The organism is Pirellulales bacterium (assembly GCA_019694455.1).
GTDB lineage: Bacteria > Planctomycetota > Planctomycetia > Pirellulales > JAEUIK01 > JAIBBY01.
Genome location: JAIBBY010000035.1, coordinates 13013 through 31493, shown reverse-complemented (window position 1 = coordinate 31493; position 18481 = coordinate 13013). Strand labels below are relative to the sequence as shown.

The following is an 18481-nucleotide window of genomic DNA, read 5'->3' as shown; positions in this document are numbered from 1 at the left end:
TTTGCTTGCCGCCACGAATCACACCGCATAGCTTCGAATCCCCGTCCCCTCGAACCCGCTGAGGCACCCGATCATGCGATACGCATTGGTACTTTGCGCCGCCGCGCTGGCCGCCGCTCCTGCCCTGGCCGATGACAATCAGGCGGAAGCCGACAAGAAGCCCGCCGCGAAAGGAGAGGTTCCGGAAGTGCTGCAATTCAAGATGAAGAACATCAAGGGCGAAGAGGTCGACCTGGCCGATTACCGCGGCAAGGTGGTGATGATCGTCAACACGGCCAGCCAGTGCGGCTATACGCCGCAGTACGAGGCGTTGCAAAAGCTGCACGAGAAGTACGCCGATCAGGGGTTGGCGGTGCTCGGCTTTCCGGCTAACGAATATGGCGGACAGGAACCGGGCTCGAACGTGGAGATCGCCAACTTTTGCAAGGAAAACTACGGCGTCGATTTCGACATGTTCGCCAAGGTGGTGGTGAACGGCCCCAAGACCTGCGCGTTGTACAAATACTTGACCTCGGAAGAAACCAACCCCAAACATGGCGGGCCGGTGGCGTGGAACTTTGAGAAGTTCATCATCTCGCGCGATGGCGACATCGTGGGGCGCTACAAGTCGGCCATCAAGCCCGACTCGCCGCAGGTGATCAAGAAGATCGAGACCGAACTGGAAAAGAAGGCCTCGTAACAAGCGAGGCGCTTCGTATATCGCCGCGCAGTGGCCGGTGTTGCTGCGCGGCGCGGGCCGCTGGAATGGTGCGGGAGCGCGCAGCGCGATGGTGAACCGTTTGCTGTCATCGATCGCCGTGATTGCGTTGTTTTTGCCGTACGCGCGCAGCGCGGCGCTGGCCGCGGATGAATCCCCGCCGGCGACAGCGGCCGGCGCGATTGATTTTGCCCGCGATGTGCAACCGATCTTGGTCGCGCACTGCTACAAGTGCCACGGCGCCGAGAAGCAAGAATCGGGGCTACGACTCGATCGGCGCGGCGCGCTGTTGACGGAAGAATTGGTATACGGCCGGGCGATCGTGCCGGGCAAGAGCGACGAAAGCGTGTTGCTCCAGGCAGTGCTGGGGACGCACGCCGACCTGGAGCGCATGCCGCCCAAGGGGGATCCGCTCAGCGCGGAGCAAATCGCCACGCTCAAGGCATGGATCGACGCCGGCGCCACCTGGCCGGACGACGCGCCGGCGGAAGCCGCCGTCAAGGGCGCCAATCATTGGGCCTTCAAGGCGCCGGTGCGACCTGAGCTACCCACGGTGCGCAACGCGCAGTGGTGCCGCAACGCGATCGATTATTTCGTGCTGGCGCGGCTGGAACAGGAAGGGCTGAATCCGTCGCCGGAGGCCGACCGCGTGACGCTGTTGCGGCGATTAAGTCTCGATCTGATCGGTTTGCCGCCGTCGATTGAAGAAGTCGACGCGCTATTGGCCGACGCCAGCGACGACGCGTACGCCAAGCAGGTCGAACGGCTGTTGGCGTCGCCCCATTATGGCGAGCGTTGGGGGCGGCATTGGCTTGACGCGGCGCGCTACGCTGACAGCGACGGCTTTGAAAAAGACAAGTCGCGCAATATGTGGTTCTATCGCGACTGGGTGGTGGGCGCCTTCAATCGCGACCTGCCGTACGACCAGTTCATCATCGAGCAAATCGCGGGCGATCTGTTGCCCGGCGCGACGCAAGACCAGCGCGTGGCGACCGGCTTTTTGCGCAATTCGATGTGCAACGAGGAGGGGGGCGTCGATCCCGAGCAGTTTCGCATGGAGGCGATGTTCGACCGCATGGATTGCGTGGGCAAGTCGGTGCTGGGGCTCACGATTCAATGCGCGCAGTGCCACACGCACAAGTTCGATCCGCTGACGCAGGAAGAGTATTACCGGCTGTTCGCGTTTCTGAACAACGATCACGAGCCGCAGATGGTGGCTTATACGCCCGAGGAGACGCGGCAGATCAACGATCTGCGGATGCAGATGCAGGCAATTGAAGAACGAGCGCGGGCCGAGCACCCCGATTGGGAGACGCGGCTGGCGGAGTGGGAGGCCCAGTCGACGTCGGCGCAACCGGCGTGGACGCTGCTCGAGCCGACCGAGCATATCGATGTGGGCGGGGGCGCCAAGCTCAAACAATTGAACGACCATTCGCTGCTTTGCGGCGGCTACGCGCCGACACATTGCACCTTTCGTGTGGTGGCCAAGACCGGCGCCAAGAACCTGACCGCGCTGCGACTGGAAGCGTTGACCGATCCCAACTTGCCGTGCCGCGGACCGGGGCGGTCGTTCAAAGGGACGTTTTACCTGACCGAGATCAAGGTCGAAGCGGCCAGCGCCGCCGAACCCGACAAGAAGACCGAGCTTAAGCTGGCTGCGGCGGCGGCTGACTACTCGCAGCCGGAGGGAGCGCTAGAGAGCCAGTTCGACGATCGCAGCGGCAAAAAGCGGATTGTGGGGCCGATTGGCTTTGCCATCGACGGCAAGAATGAAACGGCCTGGGGGATCGACGCCGGATCGGGGCGGCGCAACCAGGATCGCACGGCGGTGTTTCAATTCGAGAAACCGTGGTCGGTGGAAGGAGAAGCGATCCTCACCATCTCGATCGTCCAGAACCACGGCGGATGGAATAGCGACGATCATCAGAACACGCTGTTGGGGCGGTTTCGGTTGTCGGTCACCGATGGCGCGACGCCGGCGGCGGCGCCGCCACTGCCGCTCGACGCGCGCGAACTGTTCGCCGTGCCGCGCGACCAGCGCAGCCCCCCGCAGCAGATGGCGCTGTTTGGTCACTGGCGAAAATCGTCGCCCGAGTTACAGGCGGCGAACGAGCAGATCGAAGCGCTATGGCGCCAGTGGCCGGCCGGTTCGACCTCGCTGGGGCTGGCCGCGCGCGACACTCCGCGCGAAACGCACATGCTGGGGCGGGGCGATTTTCTCAAGCCGGGCAAGACGGTGACGGCAGGCGTGCCGGCGTTTTTACATCCGCTCGCCGAGGGCGCGCCGCCCACGCGACTGACTTTCGGCAAGTGGCTGGTCGATCGGCAAAGCCCGACCACGGCGCGGGTGTTCGTCAATCGGGTTTGGCAGGCGTACTTCGGCGAGGGGTTGGTAAGCACCCCGGAAGATTTTGGCGTGCAGAGCAGCCCGCCATCGCATCCGGAGTTGCTCGATTGGCTGGCGGTGGAGTTCATGGAGCAGGGCTGGAGCGTGAAGCGCCTGCACCGGTTAATTACCGAGTCGGCGACGTATCGGCAGTCGTCGCACGCCACGCCGGCCCTGTACGAACGCGACCCGCAGAACCGGCTCTTGTCGCGTGGTCCGCGGGCGCGCGTCGAGGGAGAGATTGTCCGCGACGTGGCGCTGGCGGCGAGCGGCCTGTTGAACCGCGAACTGGGGGGGCCGAGCGTGTTTCCGCCGATGCCGGAGAGCGTGCTGGCTTTGAGTTATGGCCCGATGACGTGGAACGCGGAGACGGGTCCCAACCGCTACCGGCGCGCCTTGTACACCTTCCGGCGGCGATCGATACCGTTCCCGATGCTGCAAAACTTCGACACGCCCAACGGCGACTCGGCCTGCGTGCGGCGCGTGCGGTCGAACACGCCGCTGCAAGCCTTGACCTCGTTGAACGAGGTGGTGTTCATGGAGAGCGCCCAGGCGCTGGCGCGGCAAGCGCTGGTGGGGGGTGGCGCGAGCGACGACGAGCGATTGACCTACGCGTTTCGACGCTGCGTCAGCCGGCGCCCTGAGCCCGAAGAACTGGCGGAACTGAAAGATTTTCTGGCGCGACAAAGCCAGCGACTGGCTGCTGGCTGGGTCAGCCCGTGGCAGTTGGCGACCGGCCAGGAGACCCGACCCGCCGACCTGCCGGCAGGGGTCACGCCGACGCAACTGGCGGCGTACACGGCAGTGTCGCGCGTGCTGTTGAACCTGGACGAAACGATCACCAAGGAATGACGATGAGGCGCGAACTGTCGCAACTGCAAGCCGCCGTCAACCGCCGCTGGTTTTTGAACGAGTGCGGCATGGGGCTGGGCGCGCTGGCGCTGGGTTCGCTGCTGGGGGACCAGTCGCGCGCGGCCACGGCAGCCGATGCGGCCATCGTTTCGGCGCCGCACCACGCGCCGAAGGCCAAGAACGTCATCTACCTGTTCATGGCCGGGGCGCCGAGTCACCTGGAACTGTTTGACTACAAACCGCAGCTAGAAAAATACAACGGACAATTGCCGCCCGCCGATTTGCTCAAGGGGTATCGGGCCGCGTTCATCAATCCCAACTCCGCGCTGTTGGGGCCCAAGTTCAAGTTCGCCAAGCACGGCCAGTGTGGGGCGGAGATCTCGGAACTGTTGCCGCACCTGGCGGGGGTGGCCGACGACTTGTGCATCATTCGCTCGATGCAGACCGACGCGTTTAACCACGCGCCGGGTCAGATCTTCATGAACACCGGGAGCCAGCAGTTTGGCCGCCCCAGCATGGGCGCCTGGGTCAACTACGGCCTGGGAAGCGAATGCCAGGACTTGCCCGGCTTTGTGGTGCTGAACTCGGCGAAGAAGGGGACCAGCGGCGGCGCCTCGAATTGGGGCTGCGGCTTTTTGCCGACGGTGTATCAAGGTGTGCCGTTCCGCAGCCAGGGGGACCCGATCTTGTTCTTGTCGAACCCGCCCGGCGTCGACGCCGAGATGCAGCGCGACTCGCTCGATACGCTCCGGCGACTGAACGAGCGGCGACTGGCCGAGGTGGGGGACCCGGAGATCGCCACGCGGATCAGCGCGTTCGAGATGGCGTTCAAGATGCAGACCAGCGCGCCCGATTTGATGGACCTGTCGCAGGAGACCGCCGACACCTTGGCCATGTACGGCGCGGAGCCGGGCAAGCCTTCGTTCGCCAACAACTGTTTGCTCGCGCGGCGACTGGTGGAGCGCGGCGTGCGCTTTGTGCAGTTGTTTCACGAGGCGTGGGACCATCACGGCGGGCTGACCCACGGTCTGAAGGAGCAGTGCGGTCTAACCGACAAGCCATGCGCGGCGCTGATCAAAGACCTCAAACAGCGCGGCTTGCTCAACGACACGCTGGTGATTTGGGGAGGCGAGTTCGGCCGCACGCCGATGACACAAGGGGGTAACGACGGCCGCGACCATCACCCCAACGCCTTCACGATGTGGCTGGCCGGCGGCGGGACCAAGCCGGGCCTGACCTACGGCGCCAGCGACGAGTTGGGCTTCAACGCGACCGAGAACAAGGTACACGTTCACGATCTGCACGCCACTTTGCTCCACCTGCTGGGCCTGGAGCACACCAAGCTGACCTATCGCTTTCAGGGACGCGACTTCCGACTGACCGATGTGCATGGCGAGCTAGTGCCGGGCATCATGGCGTAGCGGAGCGCGGGCGGAGCGAACGTCGGTGGGAAGATTTCTGGTGAGTGGGCGGGGGGAGCGCGATTGCGGCCCCGGAGTTGAGGCGATCCCCTCATCCGGCCTATCGGCCACCTTCTCCCCCTGCTGCGCTTCGCTGCGCGGGGGCGAAGGCTGAAATCGGCTCGCGCGTTGGTCGGTGTTGTTTCATGGCAAGCTCGCACGTTGTTCCCCACTGGTGGAGGCGAGTGGCACACGCGTTGGATCAGGTGAGCAGTGGAGCAGGAGAATAGGAGAGAAGCCCCCCCTCATCCGGCCTATCGGCCACCTTCTCCCCCTGCTGCGCTTCGCTGCGCGGGGGCGAAGGATGAAATCGGCTCGCGCGTTGGTCGGCATGTCCACGCCGAAGCGTGGACATGGCACGCTGCGTGAATCGAAATCAATTCTTCGCTGGTCACCAGCCATTCACCACTAGCCACGAATGGCTCCCCCTCAACCGGCCTATCGGCCACCTTCTCCCCCTGCTGCGCTTCGCTGCGCGGGGGCGAAGGATGAGATGGGCTCGCGCGTGACGCGATGCGATTGCACCGCGGCCCGGCTTGTTCATCCGCGCTGGCGAAGGCGCTGCCACGCGGAGGCGGGATATTAAATTGCTGGGACCGGCACGCCAAGCTGCTGGGCGAGTTCTGCGAGCGCGCGCCAATTGCCGTCGTCGAGCGGGATGCCATGCGCCGTGCGCTGGGCCAGCGAATGGCGCTCAGGATCGCCGGGGAGGGTGATCTCGCCGGCCCCGGCGGCCGGCGGGCAACCGCGGATAAATTCCATCAGGGCGCCGGTCTCGGCGGCGAAGGAACTAGCGCCGGCGAAGCCGTCCGGGTCGAAGACCTGCATGAAGACGCAATTGCCGAGTTGATTGCGAGGAACCTCGCGGGCGCAGGCTCCGCCCGAGAGGGCGCCGGAGAGGATTTCGACCGCCAAGGCCAGGCCAAACCCTTTGTAGGCCTGATCGCCCCCCATGGGGCGAATGGTGCCGGGAGGATCGGCGTAGAGCGCATGCGGATCGCAGGTGGGGCGGCCCGCGCTGTCGAGCAGCCACCCCTCGGGACACGTCTGGCCGGCGATGCGGCGGACGCGGACTTTGCCTTCGGCGGTGGCGCTGGTGCCAAAATCGAGAATGAAGTGCGCCGGCGGATTGGGGACACCGATCGCCAGGGGATTGGTGCCCAGTCGCGGGGCCGTGCCGCCGGGCGGGGCCACGCGGCGGGCCGTGCCGTGCGTGTTGACCATGACCATCGAGACGAGTCCCTGATCGGCGGCCAGTTCGCAGTATTCGCCGAGGCGGCCGATGTGCGTCGACTGGATCATGGTGCCGACGGCCACACCGCCTCGTTTTGCCTTGTCGATCAGGCGCTGGGTGAGGCGCGTCGCCTGCGTCTGTCCAAAGCCCCAATGGCCATCGACCATCAGCAGGCTGTCGGTTTCGCGCAAGACGGTGAAGGGGGCGCCGGGCGTCACTTCTCCCTTGCGGACGCCGTCGAGGTAGTAGGGGATGCGCATCACGCCGTGGGAGTCGTGCCCACGCAGATTGGCGGCGACGAGGCTGCTGGCGACGACCGCCGCTTCTGCGGCGCTGACGCCGCCCGATGCAAAGAGCGCGGCAGCGAAGCGGGTGAGCCGATCGGGCGAGATGTTGGGCATGATGGTGAGTGGCTAGGGTACAGCGACTGAGGAGAGCGGATTAGGGATACACGGCCAACCACTCACACTCGGATCGCGGCGCGAGTATAACAATCGCCAGACAGTCGTTCATCCCCCCAAGATTGCCGTATCGCTTTGAGGACACCCCGATGTCAAGCCGCTCTGATTGCCGCTGGTCGTTGATCTTCGCGCTGGTCATAGTCGCCGCGGCGGGCGAATTGAACGCGGCGCGCGGCGCGGAACCGACGCCGCTGTTCGATGGCGCATCGCTCGCCGGCTGGGAAGGGGCGGAAAAGTGGTTTCGCGTCGAGGAGGGCGCCATTGTCGCGGGGACGCTGAAGGAACGGATACCGCGCAACGAGTTTCTGGCGACGACCAAGGAATTTGGCGATTTTGAGTTGCGGCTGGAGTTCAAGGTGATTGGCAAGGGCGCCAATGCGGGAGTGCAGTTTCGCAGCCGGCGGATCCCGGACCACCACGAGATGAAGGGGTATCAGGCCGATCTGGGGGATGGCTGGTGGGGCGCCTTGTACGACGAATCGCGCCGCAGCCGCGTGCTGGCGCGGCCCAACGCCAAGGAGCTGGCCAAGGTGTTGAAGCGCGACGATTGGAACCAGTATCGGATTCGCGCCGAGGGGCGGCGGATTCAGCTTTGGATCAACGAGTTTCCAACGGTCGACTACACCGAGCCCGACGAGTCGATCGAGCAGCGTGGGCTGATCGCCTTGCAAATTCATGGCGGCCCGCCAAGCGAGGCGTGGTATCGAAAGCTGGTGATCGAAGAACTGCCGGCCGAGTAGACCAGCGCGGGCGCCACAGTGGTTAGCTGTGCATGCGCGGCAAGGGATCGCCGGCGGCGATGATGTCGGCCTCGGCCGCGCTGAGCTCGTCGAGCCGAGCGTAGACAGTTTGCTCACTGCCAAAGAGCTGCGCGAAGCGCACGTACGTGCTGTAATGGCGGGCTTCGCTCTCGAAGAGGCTGCCGTAAAAATCGGCCAGCTCGCGATCCGCCAGATGATCGCGCAAGAGGGCAAAGCGCTCGCAACTGCGGGCCTCGATCAGCGCGGCGACCAGGCAGCGGTCGATTGCGCGGCGCGGCTCTTGTTTGTCGATCAGCGCGTGCAGCCTTTGCCCGTAGCTGCTGGGAGTGAGGCGGCGAAAGGGGATGCCGCGGCGATCCAAGAGGTCGAGCACCAGGCGGAAGTGCTCCAGTTCTTCATTGACGATCTCGGCCAGCGCGCGGGTGAAGTCGGTCTTGTCGACGTAGGCGAAGATCAGGTTCATCGCCACGCCAGCGGCCTTCTTTTCGCAGTGCGCGTGGTCAATCAGGAGCTGATCGAGATGCTGGTCGGCCAGGGCCAGCCAGCGCTGGGGGCTGGGCGATTTGAGGTGGAGCATCGGCGACAGACCAGCTTAGTGAGGGCTGCCGGCGACTTCTTGCTGTCGCTCGGCGGCAGGCCGCGGCGCGGAAGCGGGCTCGCCCTGCGCGATGCTCTTGCCGGCGCGACTGAACATCTTGGCGACCTGCTTGAGAAAAACGGTCGGCATGAGCCGTTTGAACCACCAGCGAAACTTGGAGTCGAACGGCACCAGCACATATAGCCGTTTGGCATGCATGGCGCTAATCGCTTGCGCCGCCACATCGTCGGCGGTGAACTTGGAAATGTCGAAGGCCTTTTGCGCGAGTTTGCGCCAATCGTCCTTGGCGAAGCGGCCGGTGGTCAGCAGGTTGGTGGCGAAGAACGAGGGGCAGAGGACCGTCACGCCGACGTTGTGCGGCATGAGTTCGGCGTACAGAGTCTCTGAGAGGGCGAGCATGCCCGCCTTGGTGACATTGTAGGCCGCCATGCCAGGCGCGCTGGCGATGGCCGCCATGGAGGCGGTGTTGATGATGTGGCTGCCGCGGGGGTTTTGCTTGAGCCAATCCACGAAGTAATGGCAACCGTAGATGCCGTTGTAGAGATTGATCTTGATGATCCAATCCCAATCTTCGAGAGGGTATTCTCCCATGTTGCCGCCGCCCGCCACGCCGGCGTTGTTGGCCAATAGGTCGATTTGCGGCCACTCGCGGCCGAGCTTCTCGCGGAGGCGCTGCCAGGCCGCTGCGTCGGTGACATCGAGATGCTCCACCTGCCCTGAGCCGCCTGCGCTTTTGACCAGCCGCAACGTCTCTTCGCTGGCGGCGTCGTTGATATCGCAGATGGCGATGTGCCAGCCTTCGCGGGCCAGGCGCAGCGCGAGGGCGCGCCCCAGTCCGCTGGCGGCTCCGGTGATGACGGCGTTGCGGCGCTCAGGCATCTGTGGACTCCGATCCTGCGTTGGGCGGCGACGCGCGGGGCGCATGCGCTGGCCGATGCGCGTCGCCGCGAGGCGTTGCTACTTGGCCGAAGCCTGTTCGGCGGCGGCTTTGGTTTCCGTGGGTTTGGTGTCGCCCTTCATCCGCTTGTCGATCCAATCGGCGGCGATGGCCACTTCTTCATAGATGGTGGGCCAGGGATGCCCGCCCCCGGGCTTGATAATCAACTCGACCGGCACGTTCTTGGCCTTGAGCGCTTCGACCAGCGCCTCGGACTGCTGTAGCGGCACGATGGGGTCGGCGTCGCCATGGATCAAGAGGCACGGCGGCTCTTTGCCGGTGACCATGCGGGCGGGGGAGATCTTTTCGAGTTGTTTGTTGATGTCTTTGATTGAGTGCCCCTTGGTGCCGTCGTTAAAGACCAGCTTGCCCATCAGCATCATGACGGGGCTAGTTTCGCCTTCCTTGAGTTCGACGCCACCCCAATTCAGAAAGTCGGTGGGGGGGAAGAAGATCACGGCCGCAGCCAGGCGAGTGTCGAACTTTTCCAGTTCGTTCTTCGGCTTCTTCTCGGCGTCTTCCGCGGTGACGATAGCGAGCGACGCCAAATGGCCGCCGGCCGACGCGCCGCAGATGGTGAGCTTGTTGGGGTCGATGTCGTAATCGCCGGCGTGGGCCTTCACCCAGCGGATGCCGGTCTTGAGGTTGGCGAGCATCTCCTTGGCGGTGTACTTGCTGATGCTGCCCGGCCGGATGGCGAAGACGGTGTAACCGCGGCCGCAGATGATGTCGAAGATGCGGGCCTTTTTGTGATCTTCGAGCCGGCCGCGCGCTGCCGACCAACTGCCGCTGACGACATCGACCACGCCGAGGCCGTTCTTCTTGCCGGTGGGGGTGAAGATGTCCATCACCAGGGCCACGCCATCGTCACTGTCGTAGTAGACGACGTTTTGCTGTTGCGTATAGAGGGGCGCGGCGGCTTCGGCGGGTTTGTCCTCGTCGGCCCAGAGGCGCGCCGGCGCCAGCGACAAGGCCAGCGCGACGAGAAGTAGTGTGCGGCGGTTCATGTGGAATATCTCCAGCTTGAGTTGAGGGTTGGCCAATGTGGTCGGCGAGTGACGACGGCGGGCAGACTACTCCTTGACCGGCTCGCACTCGGTGAGCCAGCGGACCATGTTCTTGGTCACCTTCTCGGCGGCGTCCTGCTGCACAAAGTGATCGGCCTCGGGAATGGTGATCAGGGTCAGTTCGTTGTCGATCCAATTCCAAGTGCCGTCTAGCGCGCCGGGGAGTAGCGCCTTGTCTTTGAGGCCGTGGAACATGAGGACCGGGCATTTGATTTTGGGCAACTCCTGCTCCGGCAGATCGGAGTAGGGCTCCTTGGGATAATTGGCCTTGTAGTAGTTGAGCATCGCCTCGATATCGGACCGCTTGAAGGCCTCGACATACTTCTTGCGGGCTTCCTTGTCCTTCACCCAAAAGGTAAGCATGGCGGGCGCCACTTGCTTGGCGGCGTCGGCCTTTTGGAAGTTGCGCGCGTATTGGCTGTTCTTTTGCTGCTCGGGATTGTTCTTCAGTTCGCGCATCAGCCCCTTGGGGTGCGGCAGGTTCAAGATGATGAGCCGCTCGGTCATATCGGGCTTCTGCATGGCGAAACTCCAGGCGACCATGCCACCCCAATCGTGTCCGACGATCACCGCCTTGTCGCGCTCGAAGTGTTTGACGACCGCGGCGATGTCGCCCACCAATTTGTCGACGGCGTAATTTTCCACCCCGGCCGGCTTGTCGCTTTGGTTGTAGCCGCGCATGTCGACGGCCACGACTTGAAAGTGTTTGGCCAGCGCGGGCATCTGCTCGCGCCACGAGTACCAATAGTCGGGGAAGCCGTGGATGAGCACGACCAGCGGCCCCTGGCCGGCGGTGACGTAGTGGATCTTCACACCGTCCGAATCTGCGAATCCATGTTCGCCGAGATCGGTGGGTTCGATTTCGGCCGGCGTCTGATCGGCGGCGTGCGACATGGTGGCGACTCCGATGACCGCAGTAGCAAGGACGAGCGCGCACAGCAAAGTGCGAAACATGAAGCGCATGACCGATACTCCCAAGCTGAGCGCCCGCGGCAAGGAGAACCGCCTGCCGGGGCGACCGAATTTGATTTGACGCGCGATGAACAGGCGAGACTAACGGCGCTGGCAGCAGGCGTCAAGCAGCGAGCGCGCTTGACTTTGCGCCGGCTCGCTCCTAGTCTGACGGGCGCATTTTCGGGCTGTGGCGACAGGGGGCGAGCAGGCTGTCCCCACTCGACTAGCAATCGACAATGTAGGTGTTCGGTTCGCGCAGCGGTGTGGAATGACGCGGCGCGGCGCTCGTCTTGCTTCTTCTCTTAATCAGCGGCTTTGAGGATATCGCGATGCGGCATATGCGGCGCGCGTGGTTCGGTTATGTGCTGATGGCGATTTGTTCGTTGGGGATGGCCGACTACTGGCTGCATGCCGACGAGCCAACTGAGAAACCGGCGGCCGGCCAGGCCAAGCCCGAGCGGCGGAGCAGCTTGCGGGAGCGAAAGCGAAAAGCCAAAGAGGCGGAAGACGCGGCCAAGCGCGCGATTCCGGTCGATCCGAGCATTCCGCTGGAGCGGCCGGCCAACTGGCCCAAGGATCATCCGCTGCCGCAAGTCGCCTCGAACTGCGCGCGCTGCCACCTGACGGCGGGGCGCGAGTTGACGACGGCGGTGGTCGACTTTGCCCATAGCGTGCATGACCTCAACGAGCTTTCTTGCGTGGATTGCCACGGCGGCAACACCAAGGACAACGTGGAGGCGCACGAACAGGAGTTTGGCTTTATCGGCACCAAGCTCAGCGCGCACCTGGCCAAGTGCGCGGAGTGCCATCAAGAGCAGGCCGACATGCTGGCCGGCGGCCCACATCACTGGGATTTTTCGCAGCGTATCAACACCCGGTACCCGATGTGCATCGATTGCCACGGCAATCACGACGTGGGGAACCCGCCGGGGGATTTCACGCTGGCGCAGGTATGTGAAGACTGTCATCGCGACCTGAATGGCGAATTCCCGCAGCTTGCCTCGGTGGTGCATGCCAACGACCGGCTTTGGCAAACGATTCAGCAAATTCGGGAAGAAAAGCTGGGACAAACGACCGAGCGCGTGCCGAAAGAGTTGCAGCCCAAAGTCGATGCGTTGCGTCACGACACGATGCAAGTGATGCACCAATCGAAGGAAATAACGGCCGCTGAGGCCAAGGGGCTATGCGAGCGGACCGACGCCGTGCAAAAAGAGTTGCAAAATTGGTTGAAAGGGGCGGCCGGTCGATCTTAGATTGAATAACATCTCCGCGCACCAGGTTTCGGCGGCTGCGACCGTCGCATCTCAGGAGGAAGTCATGATCCACCCTTGCAATCGACGCCGATTCTTGCGCCAGGCGGGCGCCGCCGGGTTCGCCGCGGGACTGTCGAACCGCATCGCCCTGCCAACCTTGTACGCCGGCGAGGCGGCGACTGGATCGGGCAAGGCCGATGTCGGCATCGCGCGCGCGTCGAGCATGGAAGACGCCACTCGCAAAGCGGTGGAACTGGCGGGCGGCATGGACTTCATCAAGCCGGATCAGACGATCCTCATCAAGCCGAATGTGACCGGCGCCGCGCCGAACCCCACCACAACCAATCCGGAGACGCTCTACGCGGTGATCAAGCTGGTGGCCGAAAAGGGGCCCAAGCGGATCATTGTGGCCGACCGCAGCTTTTCTCCGATCTTCGACACCAGCACGCCCAAGACCATCGACGTGATGAAGCGCGTGGGACATGTGGACGCGGTGAACCAGGCGATTTCGGATGTGAAGGCGCCGGTGGTGGCGGTGGGTTTGGAAGACTGCGCGGCGGAGTTTGAACTATTGGGGTTGCCGCGCGACACACAGCACTGGCGCCGCATCAAGCCCGAAAAGGCCACGCACTGGCCGGATGGGTTTGAGCTGGCGGAGTTGTTGTTCGCGGTGGATCACGTGATCAACGTGCCGGTGATCAAGACGCACTTTCAGGCGTGGTTCACCATGTCGATGAAGGCGTTTGTCGGCATGAGCCATCACCGCGCGCGGCGCGAGTTTCACAATTCGTTTGCCGGCGGCAACGACTTGATGGATCAGAAGCGCTCGGGCAGCCGGCGGCGGCGCGGCCCCGAAGGACGACGCAAGGACGTGGAGGAGGTGAAGCCGCTGGTGAATCGGGTCGCGGAGTTGAACCTGGGCATCACGCCTGCGATGAACATCTTGGACGGCACGCGCAGCTTTGTGTTTGGCGGTCCGTCGAGCGGCGACACGGTCGACCCCAAGTTGATCGTTGCCAGTCGCGACCGTATCGCCGCGGACGCCACCGGCGTGGCGGTGCTCAAACATTACGGCACCGAGTATCGCCTGCAGCGCCATAGCGTGTGGGAGGCGCCGTTCATCCAGCACGCGATCGCCATTGGCCTGGGGATCGATGGATTGGACAAGTTGAACCTCAAGCATCACGGCCTGGACGACGATATCGCCAGCATCCGCGAGATGCTTATCTAAGCAAGGCGCCGCGCGATGACGGTACTGCGCACGCCGGACGAGCGGTTTGCCGACCTGCCCGATTTTCCATACGCGCCGCGTTACGTCGAGGTGCGCGGCCTGCGGATGCACTATGTCGACGAAGGGCCGGCGGACGAGGGCGCCGCTGGCTCAGCCGCAACGATTCTTTGCCTGCATGGCGAGCCAACCTGGTCGTTTTTGTATCGCAAGATGATCCCCGCGCTGTCGCGCCGGCATCGCGTGGTGGCGCCCGATATGATTGGCTTTGGCCGTTCCGACAAGCCGGCCGAGCGCGCGGCGTACACGTTTCAAATGCACCGCGACCTGATGGCGGGCTTTGTCGAGGCGCTCGATCTGCGCGACATCACGCTGGTCTGCCAGGATTGGGGGGGATTGATCGGTCTGCGGCTGGCGGCCGAGATGGACGAGCGATTTGCCCGACTGGTCATCATGAACACCGGCTTGCCAACGGGCGACGAGCCGATGAGCGAGGGCTTCAAACGTTGGCGCGACTTTGCCGCCAGCATCGACGACTTGCCAGTTGGCTTCATCATGCTGCGGACCTTGGTGGGCGGGGACGCGCTCGACCCGCGCATTATCGCCGCTTACGAGGCGCCGTTTCCGGACGCAAGCTACAAGGCGGGGGCGGCGCAATTTCCGTTGCTGGTGCCCGTGACGCCCGACGACCCGGCATCGGAGTCGATGCGCGCGGCGCGGCGGCGACTGGCCGAGTGGCGAAAGCCCGCCTTGGTGATGTTCTCCGATGGCGACCCAATCACGCGCGGGGGGGATCGCTTTTTCCGCAAGTTGATCCCGTCGGCAGTGGAACAACCAGAGATCGAGATCGCCGGCGGCAGTCACTTCCTCCAAGAGGACAAGGGGGAGGAAATCGCCGAGCAAATTCTGGCGTTTCTGGAGCGCACGCGCGGGTAGGCGCAAGCCGCATCTTTTCGCAGACCACCCAAACCGCCCAGCGTCGATTGACGTTTTTTGCCTTGCTGGCCTATGCTCCCCAGCCCTAGCTGCCTGAGAACGGCGGGCTAGTGCAGCACAGCGGCCAATCAGCAAAGGGCAAGACAGTGACACCCGCGACGAGCACCCTGCGACGAATCGACGGCGCGCACGTGCGCCTAGCCGGACCACACCAACGGGCAGCGCCCAAGCGCTTGCCGCTTGGCGACATTGGGCAGGCACATCTGATTGGGGCGTGCCGGCCCGAGATGCAGTCGCTGGCGGTGGTGCTTGCGGGACTTGGTTGGCGCTTGACGGGCTCCGACGCCAGCCTGTATCGAGCGCAGTATTTGCGCAGCGCGCGGCTGCGGATCGTGGCCGGTCACTCGGCGCGTCATTTGCCGCACAGCGCCGATTGTGTGATCTACGCCGACGACGTATCGCGGGACAATGGCATGCGGCGCGCCGCCGCGCAGCGCGGAGCGCCCACGCTGAGCCACTCGCAGTTTGTGAGTCAACTGCTGCACGATCGCGCGGGGATCGTCGTCGCCAGCGGCCGCCCGGCGAGCGCAGCGGCGGCGATATTGGCAAACATCTTGGTCGAGGCCGAGCGCGATCCTTGCGTGCTGCTGCGCGCCACGCCGCTCGATTGGCAAAGCGGCGGTCGCTACGGCGCGGGGCCCTTGCTGGTGGTCGAGGCGCCACTGGCGCAGACCTGCACGGCCAGACCCCAGGCCGCGGCGCTGTTGGACGCCGACGATTACGCGGGCGCGCTGCGACTAGCGCGCAGCGTGGCGCCGGAGGGACTGCTGGCGGTCAACGCCGAATGCCCGGCCGCGCTGCAGGCGGCGGAGGCGGCGCAATGCCGCACGACGACGTTTGGCGCTGGTGGCCAGTGGCGAGCGGAAAACTTGCGCGGGGAGCGCGGCTGCTATTCGTTTACGCTCGTGGGACACGATCAGCCGCTGGGAGAGTGCCGATTGCGAGTTGCTGGCCGGCATCAAGCGCAAGCCGCGCTAGCCGCCTTGGCCGTGGCGGGCGAACTCAAGATCGAACCGGCAACGATGCTGGCCGCCGCCAGTCGGCACGCGGGATTGCGGAATCGAGCGCACCTTGTCGCGGAGTCTGGCGGTGTGGCCATGGTGCGCGACGATGCCCAAGATCCGGCGTCGATCGCTGCGGCGCTGGCGACGATTCGAGAAATGCTGCCGGGGCGTCGGCTGTGGTGCGTGTTCGAGCCAGATTCCGCCGCGGCGATGATGAGCCGACTGGACGCCTTTGCCGCAAGCCTGCACAATGCCGACAGAGTGCTGGTGACCGATGCCACAGGCGGTGGCGACGCGGACGAGCGCCTGGCGGCGACCGACGCCTTGGTACGGCGATTGCCCACATATGCGGCCGCCGTGGCCGAGCCTTGCCCGCTGGGACTGGTGGATCGGCTGGCGCGCGAAGCGGTGGGGGGCGACGTGGTGGCGCTGATCGGCGCGGGAGACATAGGAAACATTGCTCATGCCCTTGCTAAGCGGCTTCGAAGAGATCTTGCGCCAGGCTGAACCGTTGGCGCCGCACACCTGGCTGGGCCTGGGGGGAGCGGCCGAGTATTTTGCCGAGCCGCGTAACCTGGACGAGTTGCAGGCGCTGGCGCGCCATTGCAGCGAGGAAAACCTGCCGTTGCGAATGCTCGGCGGCGGCTCGAATGTGTTGGTGCGCAGCGAAGGGGTTGCGGGGGTCGTCATTCGACTCTCGGCGGGGGACTTTAGCGCGATCCACGCCAGCGGTCGGCAGGTGACCGCGGGCAGCGGCGCCAAGCTGGGGCATGTGATATCGGTCGCAGTGCGCGAAGGACTGGGGGGCATGGAGACGTTGGTGGGCATTCCGGGCACGGTCGGCGGCGCGCTGCATGGAAATGCGGGCAGCCGCGGCGGCGATATCGGTCAATGGGCTTCGCAGGCGGTGGTGATGACCCGCACCGGCGAACTGATCACCCGCGAGCGCGAAGACATGGTGTTCGCCTATCGGCAGAGCAGCCTGGACGAACTGGCCATTGTCTCGGCGCGATTTGAACTGGAGCCAGACGATCCCACCGAGTTGACCAAGCGCATGCAGCGGCAATGGATCGTGAAGAAGGCGCAGCAGCCGCTAGGGCATCAGAACTCGGGCTGCATCTTCAAGAGTCCGCGTGGCATGAGCGCGGGGGAGTTGATCGAGCAAGCGGGGCTTAAAGGCGCCAAAGTCGGCGGCGCTGAGGTGAGTGGCCGGCACGCGAACTTCATCGTGGCCGAGCCAGGGGCCAGCAGCAACGACGTGCTGCGGCTGATCGACCTGATTCGCGCGCGGGTCGCCGAGCGATTGGGCGTGGAGCTCGAACAGGAAATCGAAGTCTGGTAGCGACGCATTTCAGCCAAGGAAGGTTGAACGCATGAAGCCCCCGAAACAACCGCCCCCCAAGCCGAAGGCGACCGGCGGGTTGTCATCCTTGATCCGCCCGCTGTTTAGCCGGCCGCTGCGTTACGTCACGTTGCCGGCGCTCTGCCTGGCGGCGATGGTCGGCGGTACGGCGCTGCTGTGGCGGCAGGTTGGCCCGCGCGTCGCCGCGCGGACGGAATATCAATTGACGAGCGACGCTTTGGAGCTGACGCCGCTGCCGAGTTGGATTCATACCAACATCGCCGATGAGGTGCTGCGGCAATTGACGGCGGGGGGACCGGTGTCGGTGCTCGACGAGGGATTGCCCGAGCGCGTGTATCAGGCGCTGGCGGTGCATCCTTGGATCGCCAAGGTCGTGCGCGTGGAGAAGCAATTTCCGGCGCGCGTGCGGGCCGAAGTGATTTATCGCCGCCCAGTGTGCATGGTGGAAGTTCCGCTGGCGATGGATGAGTTGCCCGACGAGGAAGACCCCAACTTCGCTCCTGGCGACGCGCGTCCGGCGCGGCACGGCGGGCTGTATCCGGTCGACGCGGGGAGCGTGCTGCTGCCGACGGCTGACTTTTCTCGCGCGCAGGCGCGGCGCTATCCGCGGCTATCGGACATTCATACGCTGCCGCTGGGACCGGTCGGCACGGCCTGGGGAGACGCGCGGGTGGCGGGAGGCGCCGAGATCGCCGCGGCGCTAGCCAACGACTGGGAACGCCTGAAACTGCACCGCATCGCGCCCTCCGAGCAGCCGCAGTCGGGGGGCTCCAGCGACGACTACAGCTACGACATCATTGCGCGCGATGGCACGCGCATTGTGTGGGGGCAGCGGCCATCCAGCACGTTTGGCGACGAAGTGTCGGCGACGGAAAAAGTGAGCCGGCTGCACAAACACTTGTCGCAAGGGGGGACCGAATCGGCGAACCCCAGCCCCGCGATCGATTTGGATATTCGTTACGAGACGGGCGTGAGCGTGGCGCCGCGGACGGCGAAGAAGAGCGCCGCGACCAAGACCAAGTAAGGTCGCTGGTCAGCCCTCGGCCTTGATGCGGGCCAACTCGGCTTCGGTGGCGGCGACTTCTTTCTCTAGCTGCGCCAGTTCTTGCGGGTCGTCATTCTGCTTGCGCGCTCCGGCCACCTGCTGACGCAGCTTCTGAAGCTTTTGCGTCAGCACGTCCCAGCGTTTTTTCGCTTTCTTGTCCATCCGGCGAGATCCTGTCGCAAGGT

17 protein-coding genes are annotated in these 18481 nt (G+C 64.5%); 10 read left to right on the top strand and 7 right to left on the bottom strand.

The window, feature by feature from the left end; all coding sequences use genetic code 11:
• The first annotated feature begins 202 nt into the window (after nt 1-202).
• From K1X71_14395 to K1X71_14385, 3 genes are all read left to right on the top strand, one after another.
• Complete coding sequence (locus K1X71_14395; GenBank protein MBX7074332.1) at nt 203-679, top strand: glutathione peroxidase; 477 nt, start codon at nt 203-205, stop codon at nt 677-679.
• 88 nt (nt 680-767) lie between these two features.
• Entirely contained in the window at nt 768-3935 is a 3168-nt protein-coding gene (locus K1X71_14390) for a DUF1553 domain-containing protein (protein ID MBX7074331.1), read from the top strand.
• Nucleotides 3932-5356: a DUF1501 domain-containing protein gene (locus K1X71_14385; protein MBX7074330.1), complete on the top strand. Its 1425-nt coding sequence runs from the start codon at nt 3932-3934 to the stop codon at nt 5354-5356. The genes K1X71_14390 and K1X71_14385 overlap by 4 nt, the downstream gene beginning before the upstream one ends.
• Nucleotides 5357-5597: 241 nt before the next feature.
• Here K1X71_14385 and K1X71_14380 read toward each other — a convergent pair whose 3' ends face one another.
• Both K1X71_14380 and K1X71_14375 read right to left on the bottom strand, forming a co-directional pair.
• Nucleotides 5598-5750 (bottom strand): hypothetical protein, encoded by a 153-nt coding sequence (locus K1X71_14380; protein ID MBX7074329.1) that lies wholly within the window; start codon nt 5748-5750, stop codon nt 5598-5600.
• 227 nt (nt 5751-5977) lie between these two features.
• The gene (locus K1X71_14375; protein MBX7074328.1) at nt 5978-7030 is read right to left on the bottom strand and encodes an Ldh family oxidoreductase; all 1053 of its coding nucleotides are present in this window, start codon (nt 7028-7030) and stop codon (nt 5978-5980) included.
• Between the two features lie 149 nt (nt 7031-7179).
• On the opposite strand from K1X71_14375, the gene K1X71_14370 reads away from it, so the two are divergent.
• Nucleotides 7180-7830, top strand: a complete 651-nt coding sequence (locus K1X71_14370) for a DUF1080 domain-containing protein (GenBank protein ID MBX7074327.1) — start codon at nt 7180-7182, stop codon at nt 7828-7830.
• Nucleotides 7831-7852: 22 nt separating this feature from the next.
• Here the strand turns inward: K1X71_14370 and K1X71_14365 are convergent, their stop codons facing one another.
• From K1X71_14365 to K1X71_14350, 4 genes are all read right to left on the bottom strand, one after another.
• Entirely contained in the window at nt 7853-8428 is a 576-nt protein-coding gene (locus tag K1X71_14365) for a tRNA-(ms[2]io[6]A)-hydroxylase (protein MBX7074326.1), read from the bottom strand.
• Nucleotides 8429-8443: 15 nt separating this feature from the next.
• Nucleotides 8444-9328, bottom strand: coding sequence for an SDR family NAD(P)-dependent oxidoreductase (locus K1X71_14360; GenBank protein ID MBX7074325.1), 885 nt, complete (start codon nt 9326-9328; stop codon nt 8444-8446).
• A gap of 78 nt (nt 9329-9406) precedes the next feature.
• Nucleotides 9407-10393 carry an alpha/beta hydrolase gene (locus tag K1X71_14355; protein ID MBX7074324.1) on the bottom strand — a complete coding sequence of 329 codons (987 nt, stop codon included), beginning with the start codon at nt 10391-10393 and terminating at the stop codon, nt 9407-9409.
• A 66-nt stretch (nt 10394-10459) separates the two neighbouring features.
• Entirely contained in the window at nt 10460-11416 is a 957-nt protein-coding gene (locus tag K1X71_14350) for an alpha/beta hydrolase (GenBank protein MBX7074323.1), read from the bottom strand.
• Between the two features lie 320 nt (nt 11417-11736).
• Between K1X71_14350 and K1X71_14345 the strand changes: the two genes are divergently transcribed.
• The 6 genes from K1X71_14345 (at nt 11737) to K1X71_14320 (ending at nt 18275) form a co-directional block, all read left to right on the top strand.
• On the top strand, nt 11737-12660 hold the full coding sequence (locus tag K1X71_14345; protein ID MBX7074322.1) for a cytochrome c3 family protein: 924 nt from the start codon (nt 11737-11739) through the stop codon (nt 12658-12660).
• 64 nt (nt 12661-12724) lie between these two features.
• On the top strand, nt 12725-13891 hold the full coding sequence (locus tag K1X71_14340; protein ID MBX7074321.1) for a DUF362 domain-containing protein: 1167 nt from the start codon (nt 12725-12727) through the stop codon (nt 13889-13891).
• Nucleotides 13892-13906: 15 nt separating this feature from the next.
• On the top strand, nt 13907-14824 hold the full coding sequence (locus tag K1X71_14335) for a haloalkane dehalogenase (GenBank protein MBX7074320.1): 918 nt from the start codon (nt 13907-13909) through the stop codon (nt 14822-14824).
• Nucleotides 14825-14970: 146 nt separating this feature from the next.
• A complete protein-coding gene (locus tag K1X71_14330; protein ID MBX7074319.1) occupies nt 14971-16395 on the top strand; it encodes a hypothetical protein in 1425 nt (474 codons plus the stop codon).
• Nucleotides 16352-17230, top strand: a complete 879-nt coding sequence (gene murB / locus K1X71_14325) for a UDP-N-acetylmuramate dehydrogenase (protein ID MBX7074318.1) — start codon at nt 16352-16354, stop codon at nt 17228-17230. The genes K1X71_14330 and murB overlap by 44 nt, the downstream gene beginning before the upstream one ends.
• A 31-nt stretch (nt 17231-17261) precedes the next feature.
• Nucleotides 17262-18275 carry a hypothetical protein gene (locus K1X71_14320; GenBank protein ID MBX7074317.1) on the top strand — a complete coding sequence of 338 codons (1014 nt, stop codon included), beginning with the start codon at nt 17262-17264 and terminating at the stop codon, nt 18273-18275.
• Between the two features lie 9 nt (nt 18276-18284).
• Here the strand turns inward: K1X71_14320 and K1X71_14315 are convergent, their stop codons facing one another.
• A complete protein-coding gene (locus tag K1X71_14315; GenBank protein MBX7074316.1) occupies nt 18285-18458 on the bottom strand; it encodes a hypothetical protein in 174 nt (57 codons plus the stop codon).
• Nucleotides 18459-18481: the final 23 nt, after the last annotated feature.

Bases quoted from the DNA above. Each gene is read 5' to 3' on its own strand.
- K1X71_14395 (MBX7074332.1), top strand. From the start codon at position 203: ATGAAGAACATCAAGGGCGAAGAGGTCGACCTGGCCGATTACCGCGGC.
- K1X71_14390 (MBX7074331.1), top strand. From the start codon at position 768: ATGGTGAACCGTTTGCTGTCATCGATCGCCGTGATTGCGTTGTTTTTG.
- K1X71_14385 (MBX7074330.1), top strand. From the start codon at position 3,932: ATGACGATGAGGCGCGAACTGTCGCAACTGCAAGCCGCCGTCAACCGC.
- K1X71_14380 (MBX7074329.1), bottom strand. From the start codon at position 5,750: ATGTCCACGCTTCGGCGTGGACATGCCGACCAACGCGCGAGCCGATTT.
- K1X71_14375 (MBX7074328.1), bottom strand. From the start codon at position 7,030: ATGCCCAACATCTCGCCCGATCGGCTCACCCGCTTCGCTGCCGCGCTC.
- K1X71_14370 (MBX7074327.1), top strand. From the start codon at position 7,180: ATGTCAAGCCGCTCTGATTGCCGCTGGTCGTTGATCTTCGCGCTGGTC.
- K1X71_14365 (MBX7074326.1), bottom strand. From the start codon at position 8,428: ATGCTCCACCTCAAATCGCCCAGCCCCCAGCGCTGGCTGGCCCTGGCC.
- K1X71_14360 (MBX7074325.1), bottom strand. From the start codon at position 9,328: ATGCCTGAGCGCCGCAACGCCGTCATCACCGGAGCCGCCAGCGGACTG.
- K1X71_14355 (MBX7074324.1), bottom strand. From the start codon at position 10,393: ATGAACCGCCGCACACTACTTCTCGTCGCGCTGGCCTTGTCGCTGGCG.
- K1X71_14350 (MBX7074323.1), bottom strand. From the start codon at position 11,416: ATGCGCTTCATGTTTCGCACTTTGCTGTGCGCGCTCGTCCTTGCTACT.
- K1X71_14345 (MBX7074322.1), top strand. From the start codon at position 11,737: ATGCGGCATATGCGGCGCGCGTGGTTCGGTTATGTGCTGATGGCGATT.
- K1X71_14340 (MBX7074321.1), top strand. From the start codon at position 12,725: ATGATCCACCCTTGCAATCGACGCCGATTCTTGCGCCAGGCGGGCGCC.
- K1X71_14335 (MBX7074320.1), top strand. From the start codon at position 13,907: ATGACGGTACTGCGCACGCCGGACGAGCGGTTTGCCGACCTGCCCGAT.
- murB (MBX7074318.1), top strand. From the start codon at position 16,352: ATGCCCTTGCTAAGCGGCTTCGAAGAGATCTTGCGCCAGGCTGAACCG.
- K1X71_14320 (MBX7074317.1), top strand. From the start codon at position 17,262: ATGAAGCCCCCGAAACAACCGCCCCCCAAGCCGAAGGCGACCGGCGGG.
- K1X71_14315 (MBX7074316.1), bottom strand. From the start codon at position 18,458: ATGGACAAGAAAGCGAAAAAACGCTGGGACGTGCTGACGCAAAAGCTT.